Consider the following 20,587-nt stretch of genomic DNA (forward strand, 5'->3'; position numbering starts at 1 on the left):
CGGGACCGCACGCCGCAGTCGATCAGCGGTAGTAGTGGGTGAAGGTGGCGAGGTTGTCGTCCCGCTCGCGTTCGAGCAGTGCGGTCCCGTCGGCGCCGCTGCCGAACAGTTCGATGGTCGCCTTGCCCGAGGCCAACGGTGTGCCCTGTGCCCGTTTCAGTCCGAGGGTGAGCCGGATGTCCGCGTGCGGTGCCAGCCGGCCCAGGGTGCACCGGTACGGCACCAGCGCGGTGGCCATGTTCTCGCGACACCGGTTCCAGCCATCCCCGACCGGCCGCAACTGCCACGGCAGGTCGAACGACAACACCGCCTCGGCCACCTCGCCCGCGCTGGCATTGCGTACCCGGACCTCGATCGTGCCCGCGAAGCTGTCGCCGGGCTCCCGGGCGAGGGCCAGGTTCGACGAGCTGACCGACAGGTCGGCGGCGTGCGGGTTGGGGCCGAAGCCGGAGGGCCCCTCGGTCTGCTTGAACCGGCTCCCGTCCCACCTGTACCCGCGCCACTGGCGTTGCGACTGTTCGAGAGGCCAACCGGGTCCCGGCGCCCGGTCGGCCATCGCCACCCGGGTCACGCCGTCGGCCCGTACCTCGAGCCCGATCAACCATTCCGGAGTCGGGTCGGCGGTGGCGGCCACCCGACCCAGTGTGACGATCCGCCCGACCGTGTCCCGGTCGAAGGCGACCACCTGCGCCGGCCCTCGGGTGCCGAGCAGACAGCGCACCAGCACGACGGTCTCCGTCGCCCCGTCGCGATCGACGTCCCCGTAGCCCATCTCGACCAGCAGATTGGGATCATCGCTCACCGGGTCGCCGCTGAGCCGGATCCCACGAGATTCGCAAGCCTTACCGTCCGGGCGCTCGGGCAGGTCGCCCCACGTGGGCAGGTCGACGGTGGCGGCGAGCAGTTCGGTCCGCTCGATTCTGCCGTCCGGCGCCGGTGGTGCGGTGGAGACGCTCGGCGTCGGTGACGGCGACGGCGATGCGGAGTCGGACGGTGCCGGCGTCGTCGTCGCCGGCGGTCCTGGATCCCGGCGGAGCCCCGCCTGCCCGGCCACCGGGACGACCACGGCCACCACCAGCGCCGCGGCCACCGCCAACGCCGCGCGCCGACGACGGCGACGGACGGTACGCCGGACCGCGGTCGGGCCGTCGGGCGTGATCGCCGGAAGCATTGCCGCCCGGTACGTGGAGAACTCCGCGTCGAGTCGAGCGCTGTCGAACTCAGGCATGGTCGGTCACCTCGTTCTGGGAAGCCAGCTGTGCCGCCAGCGCAGCTCGGCCCCGGTGCAACCAGGACTTGACCGTGCCTTCGGGCACGTCCTCCTGCTGAGCGATCTCGGTGACGGAGAGGTCGGCGAGGTGATGCAGCACCACGACGCGGCGGTGGTTCGGCGGCAGCGCCGCGAGCGCCCGCGTCAACGCCACCCGGTCCGGGTCTGGGCCGGGCACGTACTCCTCACGCTGACGCCGCAGGTAGGACTGGGCGGTCCGCAGCCGACGCCAGCGGCTGGTGGCCAGGTTCCAGGCGACCCGCCGCACCCAGGCGACCGGGTCGTCGTAGCGGGAAACCTTCCCCCACCGCGCGAAGGCCCGGCAGAACGCCTCCTGGACCAGGTCCTGCGCCTGGCTGAAGTCGCCGAAGTAGGCAGCCAGTTGAATGGTCAGCGAGCGGAAGTGGGCATGGTAGAGCTGGTCGAAATCGACGGCGTCGACCGAAGCCCCGCCGGCCTGCCGGGTCATATCCTCTGGTGGAGGCTTGCCAAGCCTCGAATCGGCGCTCACCGTCACCTGGGTCCTCCCCGTCTCCTGTCACCCTCGGGATCCGGGGCGACGTCGCTCACACGCGGGGGAGCGGAGTCGCGTTTCAGCGTCTTCCGATAAGTTCGGTGAACATTTGATGACCTGCCCGACTGCTCCCACCGCCAGGCCGCGCGGACGTCGACTGTGATTCACTGTCCGTCAGAAGAGGGAGGCGGTCGTGCAGCTACCGGCAGTGCTCGGCGAGCCGATCCGGTTCGTGCTGAACTGGGGTCGTCGCTACTCGCTCTGGGTCTTCAACTTCGGCCTGGCCTGCTGCGCGATCGAGTTCATCGCCAGCAGCATGGGTCGGCACGACTTCATGCGGCTCGGCGTGATCCCGTTCGCCCACGGCCCCCGACAGGCCGATCTCATGGTGGTCTCCGGCACGGTGACCGACAAGATGGCCCCGGCGATCAAGCGGCTCTACGACCAGATGCCGGAGCCGAAGTACGTCATCTCGTTCGGCGCGTGCTCCAACTGCGGTGGCCCCTACTGGGACTCGTACTCGGTGACCAAGGGTGTCGACCAGCTCATTCCGGTCGACGTCTACGTGCCCGGCTGCCCGCCCCGACCGGAGGCGCTGCTGCACGGCATCCTGCGTCTGCAGGAAAAGATCGCCGCCGAGCAGGCCGGTGTCGGTGGGGTGTCCCGACCGGATCTGCTGGCCGCCCCGCTGGACTCCGCACCCCGTGAAGCCGCCGCCCCGCGCTCGGTCGACTCACTCACCGCGCCTCCGGTACGCCCACCCACCGCCCCCTGACGGCGGCAGGTCGCCCACCGGGCATCGGAGGGTGGCCGGGCGGGGCTAGCCTGCGCATCATGAGCAATTCCGTGGATCAGCGGTCCGCCCACATCGTCGACGTGCTGACCGAGGAGTTCGGGGCGTCGATGGCGATCGACCCGGCCGCCTTCCGGCGCAAGTTCCGCAAGATGGCGGCGTCCCCGTTCGCCTTCTACCGGGGCAGCGCCGCGCTGTTCTACGCCGACCAGCTCGGCGACTTCGCCGACGACCGGTTCCTGGACGAGCGGACCGGGCGGGTGTGGATCCACGGTGACCTGCACGCGGAGAACTTCGGCACCTACATGAACGCCTCCGGGCAGTTGGTGTTCAACGTCAACGACTTCGACGAGGCGTACGTCGGGCCGTTCACCTGGGACCTGCGACGCTTCGCGGCCAGCGTGGCCCTGCTCGGCTACGGCAAGGCGCTCTCCGACACGGTGATCGGCGACCTGGTGGCCGGCTTCGCCCGGTCGTACCTGACCGAGCTGCGGGCGATCGCCGCCGGCGGGGACGACGCGATCGGCTCGATCACCCTGGAGAACGCCGACGGGGTGCTGCGCCGGGTGCTCCAGCAGGCCCGGCTCAACACCCGGGTCGACCTGCTCGCCCAGCAGACCACCATCGACAACTACGAGCGGCGGTTCTCGGTCGGCGACGGGGTCTTCGAGGTCGACGGGGACACCCGGGACAAGGTCACCGCCGCCTTCCAGGACTACCTGGGCACCCTGCCGGCCGCCTCGGCCCGGCTGCGGCCGGTGGCGGCGCACATCAAGGACGTGGTGCTGCGCAAGGGGGTCGGCATCGGCTCGGCCGGGCTGCCATCGTACAACCTGTTGCTGGAGGGGCACACCCAGGCGCTGGAGAACGACGTCGTCATCTACATGAAGCAGGCGCAGGTGCCGGCGGTGGCGCGGTACATCAGCGACGACTCGGTCCAGGGCTACTTCCAGCACCAGGGCCACCGGACGGCCGAGTCGCAGCGGGCGTTGCAGGCGCACGCCGACCCGTGGCTGGGCTTCACCGAGCTGGACGGCACCGGCCAGTTGGTCGCGGAGGTCTCCCCGTACGCCGCCGACCTGGACTGGTCGGACGTGAACGAGCGGGAGGAGCTGACCGGGGTGCTCGTCGACCTCGGCCGGGCGGTGGCCCGGATGCACTCGGTCGCCGACGACGAGTCCAGCCACGACCTGGTGGACTACTCCACCGAGGAGGCGATCGTCGCCGTGGTGGACACCGACGAGTCGGGCTTCGTCACCCACCTGGTGGACTTCGCGCACGCGTACGGGGTGCGCGCCCGGCAGGACCACCAGCTCTTCGTGGACCTGTTCCGCAACGGCCGACTGCCCGGCATCTGACCGGGCGGCGGTTCGCTCAGGACGCGAACTCCAGCACCACCTTGATGTCGTCCGGCCCGGAGGTGTACGCCTCGCTGTACGCCTCCACCGGCACCCGGCGGGTGATCAGCGAGTCGAGCCAGGTCTGGTCGGCCCGGGTGAGCGCCTCGGCGGCCAGGTCCCAGTGCCGCCGGTTGGCGTTGACCGACCCGAACACCACGTTGTTCTCCAACACCAGGGCCCGGTTGAGCGCTCCCGCGTCGAAGTCGATGCTCCGGCCGCCGCTGGACACCCCGGCCAGGCAGACGATCCCGGTCGGGGCCGCCTTGCACATCACGTCGATGACCACGGTCGGTGCGCCGGTGCACTCGACCACCACGTCCGGCTCGAAGGGCAGGTCGTTGACCGAAACGGTGTGGTACGTGGCACCGAGCGCGGCGACCAGCTCCGGCTTCGGCCCCTCGGGCGCCCGGTCCAGCACGTGGACGGCGAGCCCGCGTTGGGTGGCGAGCAGCGCGGCCAGCAGCCCGATCGGCCCCGCACCGGTCACCAGGACCGTCTGCGGCTGCCACTCGGCCCGGTGCCCGATCCGTTCGATGTGATCCCACGCCTTCGCGACCACACTGGTCGGCTCCAGCAGCACGCCGACCTTGGCCAGGGCCGGGTCGAGCCCGACGGCGAACCGGGGTTGGAGCCGCCACCGGTCGCGCGCGAAGCCCGGCAGGCCCTTGATGCCGTGCTCGGTGTACTGCCCGTTGCGGCACATGTCCCACTCACCGACCGCGCAGTTCGGGCAGGGCACCGGGTCGGGGTGCCGGACGACCCCGGCCACCAGGTCGCCGGGTTGCAGGGTGCCGGTCGGGTCCTCCAGCACGCGGCCCAGCGACTCGTGCCCGATGACCAGGCGGTCCGCGCCCGGCGGCGCTTCGCCGTACTGGCCGGCGATGATCTCGTGATCGGTGCCGCAGATCCCCACGGCCAGCGCCTCGATCAGGATCGCGCCCTCCTCGGCCGCAGGCTCGGGCTGATCCTCGACGAGGCGCAGCGAGTTGGCGATCCCAGGAGTCACAGTCACGGCGCGCACACCCTCATCTTTCCCCGCCGACCGCCGTACCGCCCGCAAAGCCGGCAGATGCCCGGGCACCCGCGGGACCGGCGCGGGCCGGGCTGGCTCCAGAGAGAACACCTAGGATCAGCGGCATGACTCCGGAAGAGGTCGGCGCTCGGCTGGTCGCGTTGCTCGCGCCGGTCGCGGCGACCCCGTCGGTCTCCGGCGGGCAGCGGTACGCCCGGGCCACCGTCGACGTGCCGCCGGCGAGTTGGCCGGACGCGGTCCGCGCCGCCCGGGACGACACCGAGCTGGCCTGCGACTTCTTCGACTGGCTCTCCGCCGTCGACGAGTTGGCCGAGGGCTTCGACGTGGTGGCGCACCTCTGGTCGACCCGGCTGCGGCACGGCGTGCTGCTGCGTACCCGGGTGCCGCGCGGCACCCCCACGGTGGCCTCGGTGGTCGACGTCTATCCGGGCGCCGCCTGGCACGAGCGGGAGACGCACGAGATGTTCGGCATCGGCTTCGCCGGCCACGGTGAGCTGCGCCCGCTGCTGCTGCCGCCGGAGTTCGAGGGCCATCCGCTGCGCAAGGAGTTCGTGCTCGCCTCGCGGGTGGCCAAGCCCTGGCCGGGCGCGAAGGAGCCGGGCGAATCCGAGGCCGGCGGTGGCCGCCGCCCGATCCGCCCGCCGGGCGTGCCCGCACCCGGGGAGTGGGGAACCACGCCCACCCCGGCCGGCGCGGGCGGCGTCGGCGAGGGTCCGCGTGGCGGCACCCCGGCCCGACCGGCCGGTGAGCGGCCCGCGCGGCCAGCTCCGGGGGCCCGTCCGGCGCGTACCCCCCGGCCTGCCGGCACCGCCGACGGCCCGGCCGCGCCCGACCAGCCGACACCCGGCGCAGGCCCGGTCGCGGGCCCGCCGGCGCGCGACGACCGGACCGACGACGGGGGTACGGCCTGATGCCGCTCTGGGTGGAGTTGGTGCTCCGGGTGGGTGGCGTGCTGGTCGCGTTCCTCACCCTGCCGCTGCTGGTCGGCCAGACCGAGCACAAGGTGATGGCGCACATGCAGGGTCGGCTCGGCCCGATGTACGCGGGCGGCTTCCACGGCTGGGCGCAGCTCGTGGCGGACGGGGTCAAGTTCGTGCAGAAGGAGGACGTGACCCCCCGCGAGGCGGACCGCGCGGTGTTCCGGCTGGCACCGGCGGTGGCCCTGGTGCCCTACCTGCTGGTGCTGCTGGTCATCCCGCTCGGCCCGAACGACCTGGTCGGGCAACCGTTGGACATCGGGCTGTTCTTCGTGCTGGCCGTGGTCGGTGTCGGAGTGGTGGCGGTGCTCATGTCGGCCTGGGCGTCGGCCAACAAGTACAGCCTGCTCGGTGGGCTGCGCGGGGCCGCCCAACTGCTCGGCTACGAGCTGCCGCTGGTGCTGGCCGCCGCCTCGGTGGCGATGGCGGCGGGCACGCTCAGCCTCTCCGGGATCGTCGAGGCGTGGCAGCCGTGGTGGCTGCTCTGGCAGGCGCCCGCGATGATCATCTTCTTCGTCGCCGGGCTGGCCGAGATCCGCCGGCCGCCGTTCGACATGCCGATTGCCGACTCGGAGCTGGTCTTCGGCTACATGACCGAATACACCGGCCTGCGCTTCGCCTTCTTCCTGCTCGCCGAGTACGTCGGCATCGTGGTGATCGCCGCGCTGACCACGGTGCTGTTCCTCGGCGGCTGGCAGGGCCCGTTCGCCGACGAGCAGTTGGGCTGGCTCTGGACCCTGCTCAAGATCTTCGCCGTGGCCTTCGTGATCATCTGGCTCCGGGTGTCCTACCCCCGGCTGCGCGAGGACCAGCTCCAGCGACTCTGCTGGCTGGTGCTGGTGCCGGCCTCCCTCGCGCAGTTGGTCCTCACCGCCGCCGTCCGCATCGCCCTGTAGCCTCGACCGCCCGGTAGCCTCGACCGCCCGCTGGCAGCCGCCGAGTCAGCGCAGCGGGGTGTGCGCGGGGTCGACGGGCTCGGCCGGTGGCGGGGGCGGTGTGCCGTCGCCGAAGGGACGCCCGCCGAGGGATTCCCGGCCGTGCGGGATGAGCCAGTTGGACAGGTCCGGGCCGAGCGGGACGATCCCGGTCGGGTTGATGTCCCGGTGCACCTCGTAGTAGTGCCGCTTGATGTGGTCGAAGTCGATGGTGTCGCCGAACCCCGGGGTCTGGAACAGGTCCCGCGCGTACGCCCACAGCACCGGCATCTCGCTGAGCTTCTGCCGGTTGCACTTGAAGTGGCCGTGGTAGACCGGATCGAAGCGGACCAACGTGGTGAACAGCCGCACGTCGGCCTCGGTGATGGTGTCCCCGACCAGGTAACGCTGGTCGGTCAGCCGGTCGGTCAACCAGTCCAGCCGGTCGAAGAGCCGGTGGTACGCCTTGTCGTACGCCTCCTGGCTGCCGGCGAAGCCGCACCGGTAGACGCCGTTGTTGACGTCCCGGAACACCACGTCGTTGACCTCGTCGATCGCCGCCCGCAGGTGCTCGGGGTAGAGCTGCGGGGCACCCTCGCGGTGGTACGCGCCCCACTGCGTGGACAGGTCGAGGCTCATCTGCGCGTAGTCGTTGGTCACCACCTGCCCGGTCGGCACGTCGACGATCGCCGGCACGGTGATGCCCCGCTCGTAGCCGGGGAAGCGCTTGAAGTACGCCTCCTGGAGGCGCTCGATGCCGAGCACCGGGTCCCGCCCGCCCGGGTCGAGATCGAAGGTCCAGCTCCGGGCGTCGTGGGTGGGGCCGGCCACCGCCATCGGAAGGGCGGCCTCCAGGCCGAGCAGCCGCCGCACGATGATCAGACGGTTGGCCCACGGGCAGGCCCGGCTGACCGCCAGCCGGTACCGGCCCGGCTCCACCGGGTATCCATCGCGCCCGTCCGCGGTGATCCGGGTGGCGATGTACCGCTGGTCCCGGGTGAACTCGCCGCCCGGCTCGACGTACTTTCCGCCTGTCTCCTCGCCCACGTCACCCTCCGGTCCGGTTGCCCTCTCGCCTCCATCCTCGCGGATCACCGTCCGCTCCGCGTGCCGCCGCCCAACCTGGCCACCCGCCGCCGGCCGCGACTCGCCCGGCGGGACCAGCGGCGGTCCCGGCTACCCTGCCGGGATGACGGATGTGGAGGCGGCAGCCCGGCGCTTCATCGCGGACGTGTGGAACGCCCGCCGGGAGGAGTCGGCCTACGAGTTGATCGCCGAGGAGTGCCCGGGGCTGGGCGGCACCGGCCCGGAGGCGACGCTGGCCTGGCACCGCGAGCGGCGGGCCGCGTTCCCGGACCTGCGCTACAAGATCGTGGACGTGGTCGCCGCCGGCGAGCGGGTCGCCGTGCACTGGCGGGCCGCGGGCACCCAGGCCGGACAGTTCGGGCCGGTACCGCCGACCGGGCAGGTGGTCAGCTACTCCGGGGCGACGTTCCTGCGCTTCGACGCGGCGGGCCGGATCGTCGAGGTGTGGAGCTGCAACGAGCTGTTCCAGCTGCTCCAGCAGCTCGGCGTCGAGATGCTCCCGCCGACCGGAGGCGTCATCGGCTCCGGGGCGTGATCCTGCTGATCGGCAGGTTGATCGGAAATGGCTCGCCGGTGTCGACGAACTTCGTCCACCGCCCGGTCTCCGTGTAGATCTCGTTCACCGCGTCGATCCGGTAGGTGACGACTTCCAGCGCGCCATCCTCGGTCTCGACCCGCCAGAAGAAAGGGATGCCGGCCTGGGCGTAGAGCGCGGGCTTCAGTACCCGGTCGATCGAGCGGGTGCTCGGAGAGACGATCTCGATGGCAAGGATAACCTCGTGCGGCTCGTACTTCGATGGTTCGCGCGCCGCCGCAGCTGCCGTGGTGATCAGCACGTCCGGGTTGAAGGACCGGGTGCGGTTGATCCGCACCTCGACCGCCTGGGTCACGTCGTAGCCGTCGGGGCAGTCGTCGTCGAGCGCGGCGCCAAGACGCATCGCGATGGTTTGGTGTGTGCGGGTGGGGGAGGGGGACATCAGCAGCACTCCATCGAGCAGTTCCCGGCGGCGGCCATCCTCCGGCAGCGCATCCAGATCGTCAGTCGTCCATCCACCGTCGGGCGGATAGTCGCTCTGCAGCGCGCCGGTCATCGGCGGTCCCTTCCCGTGCGTTCGTTCTCCCCGCGACCACGGTACCGTCGCGGACCGACGGGTGGTGGTCGCGCGCGCCGGGGCCACAGGGCAGGATGGTCGACATGAGCGACCCCAGCGAGCACGGCGACCCGGCCGCCGACACCGGCGAGCGCAGCCTGCCCGGCGCGGGTCTGGTGAAGGGGCTGGCGGTCACCCTCAAGACGATGACCCGCCGCTCGACCACCCAGCAGTACCCGGACGTCGCCCCCGAGCTGCCGCCCCGTTCGCGCGGTGTGATCGCGCTGTCCGAGGAGAACTGCACGGTCTGCATGCTCTGCGCGCGGGAGTGTCCGGACTGGTGCATCTACATCGACTCGCACAAGGAGGAGGTGGCGGTGCCCGGCGCCGCCCGCCCCCGCCAGCGCAACGTGCTCGACAAGTTCGACATCGACTTCTCGCTCTGCATGTACTGCGGCATCTGCATCGAGGTCTGCCCGTTCGACGCGCTCTACTGGTCGCCGGAGTTCGAGTACGCCGAGTACGACATCAAGGACCTGCTGCACGACAAGGACCACCTCGGCGAGTGGATGGCGACGGTTCCGCCGCCGCCCGCGCACGACCCGAACGGCGAACCGGCCAAGGAGGAGACCGCCGCCGCGCGCAAGGCGGCCGCCGCACGCCCCACCCCGCCGGCGGTACGCCCCGAGCCCGACGCCGCTCCGGGTCCCGCGTCGTGACCGCGCGACGCGTCCGAGCCGTGAGGGCGGCCCGGTGACCGGCGCGGACCTGCTGCTGCTCGCGCTCGGCGCGGTGGCGGTCGGTGCCGGCGTACTGGTGGTGACCACGAAACACCTGGTCCGGGCCGGGCTCTATCTGGTGGTCTGCCTGGGCGCGCTGGCCGGCGACTATCTGGTGCTCGGCGCCGAGTTGGTGGCCTGGGTGCAGGTGCTGATCTATGTGGGCGCGGTGGTGGTGCTGCTGCTGTTCGCGGTGATGCTGACCCGGGCGCCGATCGGGGCCTCCGACGACCTGGACCGGCCGGGCTGGCCGGCCGCGCTGATCGGTGGCGGCGCCGGGCTGGGGCTGAGCGCACTGCTGGTCGACGCGTACCGCTGGAGCACCGTCGCGCTGCCCGACGCCGGCACCGCGGAGCGGTTGGGCGAGCAGATCTTCCGGTCCTGGGTGCTGCCGTTCGAGGTGCTCTCGGTGCTGCTGCTGGCCGCACTGGTCGGCGCGGTGGTGCTGTCCCGGCCGGACATCGGCCGTCCCGCTGCGGCGTCGCCCACTTCCGGCGTACCGGGCGGGGTCGACGTGGACGCGGGGCGGCGCCGGTGAGACCCGTCCTCCCGTACGTCACCGCCGCGCTGCTGTTCGGCCTCGGCGTCTACGGCGTGCTGCGCCGACGCAACGCGGTTCTGGTGCTCATGGCGGTCGAGTTGATGCTCAACGCGGTCAACCTGATCCTGGTCACCGCGGACACCACCGCCCGTGCCGTGCTGCCGCACTCCGGTCAGGTCTTCGCGCTCTTCGTCATCGTCCTCGCCGCCGCCGAGATCGGTGTGGGGCTGGCGATCGTCCTGCAGCTCTACCGGTTGCGGGCCACCGTGGCGGTGGACGAGGTGCCGTTGACCGAGCCAGCCGAGTCGCGGGAGACAGAGCCGGCCGAGCCGGAGCCGGCCACCGTCGGCCAGGCCCCGGAGGTGACCCGGTGACCGGGCTGCTCGGAGCGCTGCTGCCCGCCGTACCCCTGGTCGCCGGGCTGGTCGGCCTGTTGCTGCCGCCGACCCCACGGCACGCGACTCCGGCCGGGGCGCCCGGCGACGACCGGTCCCGGCGGGCGGCCATCGCCCTCGGGGTGACCGGCGCGGCCGGCGCACTGGCGTTGGCCGTCGCGCTGCTGGTCACGGTCGACGGGCCGCAGGAGACGTCCACCACCTGGGTCGACTTCGGCGGGCTCGCGGTGACCCTCGGCGTCCGGCTGGACGGCGCCGCCGCACTCGTCGCGGTGGCGGTCGCCACGGTCGCGCTGGCCGTGCAGGTCTACTCGATCGGCTACCTGCGGCGCGGTCCGCACGACGATGTGGACGTCGATCACCGCTACCCGCCGTACGCGGCGCAGATCAGTCTCTTCACCGCCGCGATGCTGCTGGTGGTGGTCGCGGGTGACCTGGTCATGCTGCTGGTCGGCTGGGAGGTGATGGGCCTCTGCTCATACCTGCTCATCGCCCACGACCGCCGGCTGCCCGGCGCACCGGCCGCCGCGATGAAGGCGTTCCTGGTGACCCGGGTCGGTGACGTCGGATTCCTGCTGGGCATCGCGCTGCTCGGCGTGTCGACGGGCAGCTTCCGGATCGCCGACGTGCTCGCCCACGACCACTCCACCGCGACCCTGACCGCCGCCGGCCTGCTGCTGCTGGCCGGGGTGGCCGGCAAGAGCGCACAGTTCCCGCTGCACACCTGGCTGCCGGACGCGATGGCCGGCCCGACGCCGATCTCCGCGCTGATCCACGCCGCGACGATGGTCGCCGCCGGCGTGTACGCGGTGACCCGCCTCTATCCGCTGTTCACGGCCGCCCCGGTGACGTTGACCGTGCTCGGGGTGATCGGCTCGATCACCCTGCTGCTCGGCGCGCTCGCGGCCACCGCGCAGGACGACATCAAACGGGTACTGGCCTGGTCGACCGTCTCGCAACTGGGCTACATGACCGGCGCGCTGGCGGTCGGTTCGCCGCCGGCGGCCCTGTTCCACCTGCTCACCCACGCCGCGTTCAAGGCGCTGCTGTTCCTCGCCGCCGGCGTGGTGATCCACGCGGTGGGCACCACGCTGATGTCGGAGATGGGCGGGCTGCGTCGGACCATGCCGGTGACCTTCTGGTGCACCGTGGTGGGCCTGGGCGCGCTGGCCGGGGTTCCGCCGCTGGCCGGCTTCTGGAGCAAGGACGGCGTACTCACGGTCGCCGAGGCGGCGGCGCGGCATGGTGCCGGCCCGGCGCCGTCGTGGGTGGGCTGGCTGGTCTGGCTGTCCGGGCTGGTGGGCGTGGCGGTCACCGCCTGGTACGCCGGCCGGCTGCTGCTGCGGGCCTTCTTCGGCACGTCCCGGCTGCCACTGGTCCGGCCGCACGATCCGCCGGCGGTGCTGCGCTGGCCGGTACTGCTGCTGGCCGTACCGGCCGCCCTGCTCGGCCTGGCCGGGTTCGTCGGGGCGTTCGCCGACCGACTGCGGTTCGCCACCGTGCCGGTGGCGGGCACCGAGGACGGCTTGGTCCACCTCGGGCCGGGGGTGCTGCTGCCGCTGGCGCTGCTGCTGGTCGGTGCCGGGCTCGTGGTGCTGGGCTGGCGTCGGGACCGCGCCGGCGACCCGGCGGCAGCGCTGGGTCCGCTGCGTTCGGTCTTCGCCCGCGCCTTCCGGCTCGACGACGTCCAGCACGCCCTTGTCGTACGCCCCATCCGGGCACTGGCCCGGGCCACGCGTACCGGTGACGAGGTGGTGGTGGACGGCGCGGTCGAGGGCAGCGGCCGGGCCGCGTCCGGCCTGGGTGCTGGCCTGGCCGCGCTGCACCGGGCGGCCCTGCCCCGGGCCGCAGCCGGCGTGCTGGCCGGCGCGCTGCTGATCGGGCTCGCCGCCGTCCTGGTCGAAGGAGTCCGATGACGTTCGGGCAGGTGCTTCTGGTCGCCGTCCTGGTGCTGCCGGCGCTCGGCGCGGTCGCGGTGGCGGCGACGCCCCGGGACCGGGCGGCCCGCGTGGTCGGCACGATCGCGGCCGCGCTGACCCTGCTGGCCGCCGTGCCGCTGGTGCTCGGCGACCGGAATTGGTTCGCCTGGTCGACGGAGGCGCCGGCGGTGCGCCCCTGGCACCAGGTGGACCTGCCGTGGGTGCCCGGCCTGGCGCTGCGCTTCCACCTCGGCGTGGACGGCATCTCCTGGCCGCTGGTGGTGCTGACCGCCCTGCTCACCGTGCTCTGCTGCGGCTACACGCTGTGGCGGGTGCCAGCCGGCGGCAGCGGCCGGACGCTGGTGGCGTTGCTGCTGGTGGTCGAGGTCGGCATCCTGGGCACGTTCCTCGCCCTGGACCTGGTGCTGTTCTTCCTGTTCTTCGAGGTCGTCCTGCTGCCGATGTACGCGATCATCGCGGGCTGGGGTGGCCCGGACCGTCGTCGGGCGGCCCGCAAGTTCGCGCTCTACACGCTGTTCGGCTCGGTGCTGCTGCTGGTCGGCGTGTACGTCGTGGTCGCCGCCGCCGGCACCGCGGACGTGGTGGCGCTGACCGGCGGTGCCGGGTTGTCCCGGGGCACCCAACTCGCCGCGTTCACCCTGCTCGCGCTCGCGTTCGCGGTGAAGAGCCCACTCTGGCCGCTGCACTCCTGGCTGCCCGACGCACACACCCAGGCCCCCACGGTGGGTAGTGTCGTGCTCGCCGGGGTGCTGCTCAAGATGGGCACCTACGGCCTGATCCGGGTGGCGGTGGGGGTGGCGCCGGAGGGGGCCCGTTGGGCGGCGCCGGTGCTCGGCGTACTCGCCGTCGCCGCCATCCTGGTCGGCTCGCTGGTCTGTCTCGCGCAGGACGAGGTCAAGCGGCTGATCGCGTACTCCAGCGTGGGGCACATGGGTTTCGTGTTGCTGGGCGTCGCCACGCTGACCAGCACCGGGATCCAGGCGGCGCTGATCGGCAACGTGGCGCACGGGGTGATCACCGGTCTGCTGTTCTTCCTGGCCGGGGCGGTGAAGGACCGTACCGGCACGGGCAGCCTCGCCGAGTTGTCCGGGCTGCGGGAGACCGCGCCCCGATTGGCCGGTCTGCTCGCGTTCGCGGCGGTCGCCTCGCTCGGTCTGCCCGGTCTGGCCGGCTTCTGGGGAGAGGCGTTCGCGGTGGTCGCGGCGATCCAGGTGGGCGGGCCGCTGTGGATCACCCTCGGGGTGCTCGCCGCGGTCGGCGGCGCGCTCACCGCCGCGTACTTCCTGCGGTTGTTGCGCCAGGTCACCCACGGCCGGTCAAGTCCGGCGGTCGGTCGGGTCGGTCCCGGGCTGGCCGGAGCCGAGCTGACCGCGTGGGCGCCGCTGGTGCTGCTCGCGCTGGCCATCGGGCTGGCCCCGGCGCTGGTGCTGGGGGTCGCGGAAGCACCGGTCGATGCCCTGATCGGGGTGGTGTTCCCATGAGCGGGGTGCAGAGCGTCGACAACGTGGCCCTGCTCCCGGCCTACCTGGCCGCCGGAACCGCCGTCCTCGTGCTGGTCACCGACCTGCTGCTGGCCCGGCCACGGGCCACGATCCTGGTGGCCGTGCTCGGCGCGTTCGGCACCGCCGTCGCCTCCGCCCTGGTCGGCGCGGGCTCGGAGCGGCGGACGTTCTGCGTGGGCGCCGACTGCTCCTGGATCTTCGGCGGTCGCGCGGCCCTGGTCGGCGCGGTGGTGGCCCTGCTCACCGCGGGCGTGCTGGGGCTGTCCGCGCCCGCGCTGCGGGCCGGGCGGTCGCCGGTCGGCGAATACTGCTTCCTCCTCGCCTGCTCGATGACCGGTGGCGTGGTGCTCGGCGCGGCCGGCGACCTGATCACCCTGATCGTCGCGCTGGAGACGCTGACCCTGCCGCTGTACGTGCTGGTCGGCCTGCGCCGGGGGAGTCTGGCCAGCGCCGAGGCGGCGGTCACCTTCTTCGTGGTCAGCGTGGTGGCCACCACGCTGAGCCTGCTCGGGGCGGCGCTGCTGTACGCGGTGACCGGCGGGCTGCACCTGGACCGGCTCGGCACCCTGCTCGCCGACCAGCCCGAACTGCGGGACCTGCCACTGACCACCGCTGCGGTGGCGCTGCTGCTGCTCGGGCTGGCCTTCAAGGTGGCGGCGGTGCCGTTCCACGCCTGGGCGCCGGCCACCTACGACGGCGCACCCCTGCCGGTGGCCGCGTACCTGTCCACGGCGTCGAAGCTGGGCGGCCTGGTCGCCCTGCTCGCCGTGGTGCAGCGGGCGCTGCCGGCCGACCGGACCGGCCCGGTGCTCGCCCTGCTCGCGGTGCTCACCATGACCGTCGGCAACCTGGTCGCGCTGCGCCAGCGCCGTACCGTGCGACTGCTCGCCTGGTCCTCGGTCGCGCAGGCCGGCTACATCCTCGCCCCGCTGGGCGCGTTGGCGCTGGCGGCCGGCCGTACGGGTGAGGCACGGGCCGCCGCGTACGCCGCCGCGGTCGCGTACGCCGTCTTCTTCGTGGTGCTGGAACTGGCCGCGTTCGCCGGGGTCACCGCGTTGCGCCCGACGGGTGCGGACGGCGGCACGGTCGACGACCTGCGGGGAGCGGCCCGCCGCCATCCGTGGCGGGGTGCGGCGCTCGGTCTGGCACTGATCGGCCTGGCCGGCCTGCCACCCGGTCTGGCCGGGCTGTTCGCGAAGGTGACCGTGGTCCGGGCGCTGCTCGACGGTGGTGCCGCCTGGCTGGCGCTGGTGGTGGCGGTGAACGCGGTGATCGGTCTCGCCTACTACCTGCGGCTGACCGCCGCCCTCTGGGCGCCGGAGGCGTCGCCCGCACCGACCGCGGCGCTTCCGGGGGGTGCGGCGGCCGTACCCCTGGTGGGTGTGGTGGCCGTGGTGCTGGCGGTGGCCACGGTGGCGGCCCTGGTGCTCGGCGTCGCCCCGCAACTGGTGCTCGACCTGGCTGGCCGCTGATCGCACCCGGAGTCTCAGTCAACTCTCAGCGTTGAGATGGATGGTTGACGGGTACCGGGTTGTTGAACCGGTCAGCGGATCCCGGCGATCCGTGCACCGAAGGAGAGATCGTGCACCACAACCGTCTGAAGACCGCCGCGCTGCTCGGCCTGCTCACTGCGCTGATCCTCGCGGTGGGCTACGGGTTCGGCGGCAGTGGCGGCTTGGTCATCGCCGTCCTCATCTCGCTCGTCATGAACGGCATTTCCTACTTCTACTCGGACAAGCTCGCGCTGCGCTCGATGCGGGCGCAACCGGTCAGCGAGGCACAGTTCCCCGAGCTGTACCGGATGGTGCGGGAGTTGGCGGCCGAGGCCCAGCAGCCGATGCCGCGGCTCTATGTCAGCCCGACCGCACAGCCCAACGCGTTCGCCACGGGTCGTAACCCGCAGCACGCGGCGGTCTGCGTGACCCAGGGCATCACCGAGATCCTCGACTACCGCGAGCTGCGCGGCGTGATCGGGCACGAGCTGTCACACGTCTACAACCGGGACATCCTGATCTCCAGCGTCGCGGCCGGCCTGGCCGGCATCATCACCTTCCTGGCCAACATCGCCTGGTTCATTCCGCTGGGCGGTGGGGACGACGAGGATTCGCCGAACCCGGCGGTGCTGCTGCTGACCCTGATCCTGGGCCCCATCGCGGCCACCGTGATCCAGTTGGCGATCAGCCGGAGCCGGGAGTACCAGGCGGACGCCTCGGGCGCCGAGCTGAGCCGTGACCCGCTGGCCCTGGCCAGCGCGCTCCGCAAGATCGACGCGGTGGCTCGCCGCCGGCCGCTGCCGGCACAGGGCACGCTCACCAGCACCGCACACCTGATGATCGCCAACCCGTTCCGGGGTGGCGCGGTGGCGGCGCTGTTCTCCACCCACCCCAAGATGGAGGACCGGGTCGCCCGGCTGGAGCAGATGGCCGCCAACTCGGGGCCGGTGCAGTTCCAGCGCTGACCCAGGCAAACCACCACTCCGCCCGTACCCGGTCGCACCGGGTGCGGGCGGAGTGCCGTGTCGGGCGCGATAACGGGTACCGGCGCGTCAACCGGCGGCGTTAGGGTCAAAACGTCTCAACGCTCATTACATCCTCGGGAGGTTCACGGTGGCGGCACTACGCCAGTACCTGGGTGTCTGGCGGATCCCCGGCGCGCCCATGCTGCTGGTCACCGGGATCATCGGTCGGCTCGGGATCGGCATGACCCCGCTGGCGCTGCTGCTGGTGGTCGAACAGGTGACCGGGCGGTACGCGCTCGCCGCCGTGGCCGGCGGGATCTACGCCGTCGCCGGCGCCGCGCTCAGCCCGGTGGCCGGACGGATCGCCGACCGGGTCGGTCCGAGCCCGGTCCTGCTGGTCACCGCGGTGGCCCACCCGCTGGCGCTCACCGGGCTGCTGCTGGCCAGCCGGTCGGGCGACGACGCTCTGCCCGCCATCTACCTCGCCGCCGCCGTCGCCGGGGCCACCTACCCACCGCTCACCGCCGCCATCCGGGGCGCGTGGAACGACCTGACCGGCCCCAACTCCGGCCGGTACTCCCTGCGCAACACCGCGCTGGCCGCGGAGACCTCGCTGTTCGAGATCGTCTTCGTGCTCGGCCCGCTGCTCGTTGCCGGCTTCGTACTGGTCGCCGACGCCGCGGCCGCGCTGATCGGTGCGGCCGTGGTCACCCTGGTCGGCACCACCGCGGTGGCCCTCGGCCGGGTGATGCGCGGCTGGCGCCCGCACCCGCGCGAGCACCAGGCCCGAGGGCTCGGCCCGCTGCGGGTGGCCGGCTTCCCGGCCCTGCTGGTCTGTGTGTCGAGCCTCGGCATCGCGTTCGGCGCCGCTGGCGTGATCGTTCCGGCGTTCGCCGGCAACTACACCGCCGACGACCCGGAGACCCTGGCCGGGATCCTGCTGGCCGTCTGGGGGATCGGTAGCGCGGCCGGTGGGTTCTGGTTCGGTGTCCGTCGGCCGGCGCCGAACCTGACCCGACAGTTCGCCGCGCTGCTCGCCGCCCTCGCCGGCACCTTCGTGGTGTTCGCGGTCATGCCCACCCCACTGGCGCTCGGCACCGCGCTGGTCGTCGGCGGAGCCACCATCGCGCCCGCACTGACCCTGGAGAACACCCTGGTCGGCCGGATCGCCCCAGCGAGCATGCTGAACGAGGCGTACACCTGGGTGGTCACCATGTCGGTTGCCGCGAGCGCCGCCGGCGGCGCGGTGGCCGGTCTGATCGTGGACCACGCCGGCGGCGTGCCGTGGGCGTTCCTGTTCGCCGGGGCGGCGGTCGCCGTCGGGGCCGCGGTCGCCGCGCTGCCCGCCGGGCCGATCGCCCGCGCGGAGGCCTCGACGGTACGCGAAACCGTCGCCGCCTGACCCGCCCGGCTTTCATGCTGTCGAGGTGCGGACCCACGCATCCAGGAAGCCGAGTAGATCTCGGGCCGCTCCCTAGCTCTGGTCCCGGGCGGCCCCCAGCTCTGGTCCCGGGCGGCCCCCAGCTCTGGTCCCGGGCGGCCCCGGAGCCGGTCGCGAGTGCCGGCGGCGGATCCGGGAACGGCAGTGGATAGCAGGAGCTGCTCGCGCAGGCGACCAGGTCGTCGCAGCCGACGGAGACCGCCGCCCGCAGGGAGTCCCGAACGGCCGTGAGGTCGGCCAGCTTCTGCTCCACCTCGGCCAGCTTCGCCGTGGCCCAGGCAGGTCGGGCGGCACCCTGGTCGCGGTGCCGCCCGCGCCCATCGAGCAGCTCGGCGACCTCGACCAGGGTGAAACCGAGGCGCTGCGCCGTCTTGATGATCCGCAACCGGGTGATCGACTCGGCCGGATACAGCCGGTGCCCACCGGGGGACCTCCGGGGCGCGGCCAGCAGACCGCGACGCTCGTAGTAGCGCAACGTCTGCGGATTCACCCCCGCCGAGCGGGCCAGTTGACCACTGCGCAGCCACGACCCAGCCGGACCTGGCCCGTCGCCCGGGCGCACCCGCTCGGCGAGGGCATCGAGGACGTCGACGTGCGACGCCGGCACCTGTACGTGCAGCGTCAGCTCGATTGGCCCGGTCCGGGTCACCGCAAAGGTGAAGAACGAACAGCACGCCGACTCGCGGGCAGTCAGATCGCGGGCCGTACGTTCAACATCCGGCGTGCCGACCAGCTGCAGCCGCAGACGCTCCGCGGAGAGCCGCTCGAACCCCCGGACGGCGTACGCGAAGAACCGGTCGAACTCGGCGAGCCGGACAGGCCGCTCGGCGGTGGGCAGACGGCAGGTGTCGGGGACCCAGGTTTCTGCTGCGATCCCGTGTAGGTCGCTCACCCCCCGACGGTAAACCCGTACCGGGGTACCGGATGCAAGCCGGCAGCGGGGCGACGGGACGCTGTCCAGCGGTGCGCGCGACGCCGGCCGGAGCGTCATTGGCCAGCGCGCGCGCCTGACCGGCCGCTTACCGGTAGTTGTTGAACTGCAGGGCGACGCCGAAGTCCTCGCCCTTGAGCAGTGCGATGACCGCCTGCAGGTCGTCCCGCTTCTTACCGGTGACCCGCAGCTGGTCGCCCTGGATCTGGGCCTGCACACCCTTGGGGCCCTCGTCGCGGATCTTCTTGCTGATCGCCTTGGCCTTGTCCGCCTCGATGCCCTGGATAACCTTGCAGTCGATCTTGAAGATCTTGCCGGACGGACGCGGCTCGCCAGCGTCCAGCGACTTCAGCGAGATGTTCCGCTTGACCAGCTTCTCCTTGAACACGTCCAGCGCGGCGCGGACCCGCTCCTCGGTCTCAGCCTGGAGGCCGATCGCCTCCTCACCCGACCAGGAGATCTCAGCGCCGGTGCCGCGGAAGTCGAACCGCGTCGCGAGCTCCTTTTCCGCCTGGTGGAGGGCGTTGTCGACCTCCTGGCGGTCGACCTTGCTCACAATGTCGAACGACGGGTTCGTTGCCATGCTTCTGCTCCTGCTGTCCGGCGGTCTGGGCCTGCCGTCGGCCGCCGACCAGCGGCACGACCCTCTGACCGTACCCGGTTGCGCCGGTGCCGGGGTGTGCCGCTATCCTTGCTTCCGCCGCCGCGTTACGACGCGGTGGGGTGCCCTGGCGGGTTGCCCGAGCGGCCAATGGGAGCGGACTGTAAATCCGTCGCGAAAGCTTCAGAGGTTCGAATCCTCTACCCGCCACCAGGTGCAGACGCGGCCCTTGACCAGCAGAGATGCTGATCGGGGGCCGTTGTCGTTGATCTAGCCGAGTCCGGCTGAGTCCAGCCGTTGACGACTGGTTGTGGGCAGATGGTGGGCAGGTCGATCTTGCTCTCTGAGGGCTCTTTTGAGGCTGCGAGTGCTCGTACTCTGCTGGGGCTGGCGCGGCCGTGCCTGGAGCGACCGCCTGAGGGGTTCCTGCGGGGTTGGCGGCTGCGGGAGATAGGCCGGGGGCAAGCCAGTCCTGGGGTTGGACTGGCGCGGCAGTCGGAAGCCCTAGCCCTCGATCAGATCGGTTCGCCGGCTTCCGTGACACCTGGCCATGGTCGTGCTGCTTATCGGTCGCCATCTCCGGGCGGCGGTCCGGCGGCAGTCGGTGGCTCTCCGCCCCGGCGCCGGAGGCGGCCGGGGCGGCTTGCCGCCGGCCGGCTCACCGCCCGCGGCGCGCGGAGCGCGGCGCCTTGATCCAGAACAGAGTGAATCGGCAATACATGCTGCGGACTGAGTTTCGCGTGTCCCGAACGCCATGCCGACCTGGGTCTGGTCGCCACTGCGTCGGAAGTTCGACCTGATTGACAGGTTCCGGCCGGCTGTGGCATGAAGGCTCCAACCTCCCGTACGTTGGAGAGTTCAGACCCCTCCACGGGGATAGGAGAGCAGACCACTTCGCGCGAGCATGATCAACACGAGCCC

The 20,587-nt window shown here is 72.2% G+C and carries 19 protein-coding genes, 1 tRNA gene and 1 pseudogene; 14 read left to right on the forward strand and 7 right to left on the reverse strand.

The genetic code is table 11. The features are described from left to right. Positions 1 to 22 precede the first annotated feature (22 nt). Positions 23 to 1,228, reverse strand: a complete 1,206-nt coding sequence (locus ACFQGL_RS00790; protein WP_377503951.1) for a hypothetical protein — start codon at positions 1,226 to 1,228, stop codon at positions 23 to 25. Further along, positions 1,221 to 1,739 carry a SigE family RNA polymerase sigma factor gene (locus ACFQGL_RS00795; RefSeq protein ID WP_377503953.1) on the reverse strand — a complete coding sequence of 173 codons (519 nt, stop codon included), beginning with the start codon at positions 1,737 to 1,739 and terminating at the stop codon, positions 1,221 to 1,223. The genes ACFQGL_RS00790 and ACFQGL_RS00795 overlap by 8 nt, the downstream gene beginning before the upstream one ends. Positions 1,740 to 1,977: 238 nt before the next feature. Here ACFQGL_RS00795 and ACFQGL_RS00800 point away from each other — a divergent pair, with 238 nt between their 5' ends. Then, positions 1,978 to 2,559: an NADH-quinone oxidoreductase subunit B gene (locus ACFQGL_RS00800; protein ID WP_377503955.1), complete on the forward strand. Its 582-nt coding sequence runs from the start codon at positions 1,978 to 1,980 to the stop codon at positions 2,557 to 2,559. A 59-nt stretch (positions 2,560 to 2,618) separates the two neighbouring features. Next, entirely contained in the window at positions 2,619 to 3,935 is a 1,317-nt protein-coding gene (locus ACFQGL_RS00805; protein WP_377503957.1) for a DUF2252 domain-containing protein, read from the forward strand. Between the two features lie 16 nt (positions 3,936 to 3,951). Here ACFQGL_RS00805 and ACFQGL_RS00810 read toward each other — a convergent pair whose 3' ends face one another. Further along, complete coding sequence (locus ACFQGL_RS00810) at positions 3,952 to 4,998, reverse strand: glucose 1-dehydrogenase (RefSeq protein WP_377503959.1); 1,047 nt, start codon at positions 4,996 to 4,998, stop codon at positions 3,952 to 3,954. A 116-nt stretch (positions 4,999 to 5,114) separates the two neighbouring features. Here ACFQGL_RS00810 and ACFQGL_RS00815 point away from each other — a divergent pair, with 116 nt between their 5' ends. Beyond that, entirely contained in the window at positions 5,115 to 5,921 is an 807-nt protein-coding gene (locus tag ACFQGL_RS00815; RefSeq protein WP_377503961.1) for an NADH-quinone oxidoreductase subunit C, read from the forward strand. Next, positions 5,921 to 6,883: a complex I subunit 1/NuoH family protein gene (locus ACFQGL_RS00820; protein ID WP_377503963.1), complete on the forward strand. Its 963-nt coding sequence runs from the start codon at positions 5,921 to 5,923 to the stop codon at positions 6,881 to 6,883. The genes ACFQGL_RS00815 and ACFQGL_RS00820 overlap by 1 nt, the downstream gene beginning before the upstream one ends. A 45-nt stretch (positions 6,884 to 6,928) precedes the next feature. On the opposite strand, the gene ACFQGL_RS00825 is transcribed toward ACFQGL_RS00820, so the two are convergent. Then, positions 6,929 to 7,993, reverse strand: a complete 1,065-nt coding sequence (locus ACFQGL_RS00825) for a glutathione S-transferase family protein (RefSeq protein WP_377504661.1) — start codon at positions 7,991 to 7,993, stop codon at positions 6,929 to 6,931. A gap of 97 nt (positions 7,994 to 8,090) precedes the next feature. On the opposite strand from ACFQGL_RS00825, the gene ACFQGL_RS00830 reads away from it, so the two are divergent. Continuing rightward, positions 8,091 to 8,522: an ester cyclase gene (locus ACFQGL_RS00830; protein ID WP_377503965.1), complete on the forward strand. Its 432-nt coding sequence runs from the start codon at positions 8,091 to 8,093 to the stop codon at positions 8,520 to 8,522. Here ACFQGL_RS00830 and ACFQGL_RS00835 read toward each other — a convergent pair. Further along, a complete protein-coding gene (locus ACFQGL_RS00835; RefSeq protein ID WP_377503967.1) occupies positions 8,503 to 9,078 on the reverse strand; it encodes a Uma2 family endonuclease in 576 nt (191 codons plus the stop codon). The two genes, ACFQGL_RS00830 and ACFQGL_RS00835, sit on opposite strands and share 20 nt — an antisense overlap. Before the next feature lie 95 nt (positions 9,079 to 9,173). On the opposite strand from ACFQGL_RS00835, the gene ACFQGL_RS00840 reads away from it, so the two are divergent. The 8 genes from ACFQGL_RS00840 (at position 9,174) to ACFQGL_RS00875 (ending at position 18,095) form a co-directional block, all read left to right on the forward strand. Further along, complete coding sequence (locus tag ACFQGL_RS00840; protein ID WP_377503969.1) at positions 9,174 to 9,797, forward strand: NuoI/complex I 23 kDa subunit family protein; 624 nt, start codon at positions 9,174 to 9,176, stop codon at positions 9,795 to 9,797. A 34-nt stretch (positions 9,798 to 9,831) separates the two neighbouring features. Further along, the gene (locus tag ACFQGL_RS00845) at positions 9,832 to 10,395 is read left to right on the forward strand and encodes an NADH-quinone oxidoreductase subunit J family protein (protein WP_377503971.1); all 564 of its coding nucleotides are present in this window, start codon (positions 9,832 to 9,834) and stop codon (positions 10,393 to 10,395) included. Then, positions 10,392 to 10,772: an NADH-quinone oxidoreductase subunit NuoK gene (gene nuoK / locus ACFQGL_RS00850; RefSeq protein WP_377503973.1), complete on the forward strand. Its 381-nt coding sequence runs from the start codon at positions 10,392 to 10,394 to the stop codon at positions 10,770 to 10,772. Before ACFQGL_RS00845 ends, nuoK begins: the two co-directional genes overlap by 4 nt. Next, positions 10,769 to 12,709, forward strand: coding sequence for an NADH-quinone oxidoreductase subunit 5 family protein (locus ACFQGL_RS00855; protein ID WP_377503975.1), 1,941 nt, complete (start codon positions 10,769 to 10,771; stop codon positions 12,707 to 12,709). Before nuoK ends, ACFQGL_RS00855 begins: the two co-directional genes overlap by 4 nt. Then, on the forward strand, positions 12,706 to 14,214 hold the full coding sequence (locus ACFQGL_RS00860; RefSeq protein ID WP_377503977.1) for a complex I subunit 4 family protein: 1,509 nt from the start codon (positions 12,706 to 12,708) through the stop codon (positions 14,212 to 14,214). Before ACFQGL_RS00855 ends, ACFQGL_RS00860 begins: the two co-directional genes overlap by 4 nt. Then, positions 14,211 to 15,707, forward strand: a complete 1,497-nt coding sequence (locus ACFQGL_RS00865; RefSeq protein ID WP_377503979.1) for an NADH-quinone oxidoreductase subunit N — start codon at positions 14,211 to 14,213, stop codon at positions 15,705 to 15,707. The genes ACFQGL_RS00860 and ACFQGL_RS00865 overlap by 4 nt, the downstream gene beginning before the upstream one ends. 110 nt (positions 15,708 to 15,817) lie before the next feature. Then, positions 15,818 to 16,693 (forward strand): zinc metalloprotease HtpX, encoded by an 876-nt coding sequence (htpX, locus tag ACFQGL_RS00870; protein WP_377503981.1) that lies wholly within the window; start codon positions 15,818 to 15,820, stop codon positions 16,691 to 16,693. A gap of 148 nt (positions 16,694 to 16,841) precedes the next feature. Then, positions 16,842 to 18,095, forward strand: a complete 1,254-nt coding sequence (locus tag ACFQGL_RS00875) for an MFS transporter (protein WP_377503983.1) — start codon at positions 16,842 to 16,844, stop codon at positions 18,093 to 18,095. A 301-nt stretch (positions 18,096 to 18,396) separates the two neighbouring features. Here ACFQGL_RS00875 and ACFQGL_RS00880 read toward each other — a convergent pair. Together ACFQGL_RS00880 and ACFQGL_RS00885 are read right to left on the reverse strand one after the other, a co-directional pair. Beyond that, positions 18,397 to 19,125 (reverse strand): annotated as a pseudogene (locus ACFQGL_RS00880) (MerR family transcriptional regulator); the annotation flags it as partial. A gap of 28 nt (positions 19,126 to 19,153) precedes the next feature. Then, positions 19,154 to 19,648, reverse strand: coding sequence for a YajQ family cyclic di-GMP-binding protein (locus tag ACFQGL_RS00885; protein ID WP_377503985.1), 495 nt, complete (start codon positions 19,646 to 19,648; stop codon positions 19,154 to 19,156). 147 nt (positions 19,649 to 19,795) lie between these two features. Here ACFQGL_RS00885 and ACFQGL_RS00890 point away from each other — a divergent pair. Next, positions 19,796 to 19,879: transfer RNA gene (locus ACFQGL_RS00890), tRNA-Tyr, on the forward strand. Positions 19,880 to 20,587: the final 708 nt, after the last annotated feature.

This window comes from Micromonospora vulcania (assembly GCF_042658605.1).
Lineage (GTDB): Bacteria > Actinomycetota > Actinomycetes > Mycobacteriales > Micromonosporaceae > Micromonospora > Micromonospora vulcania.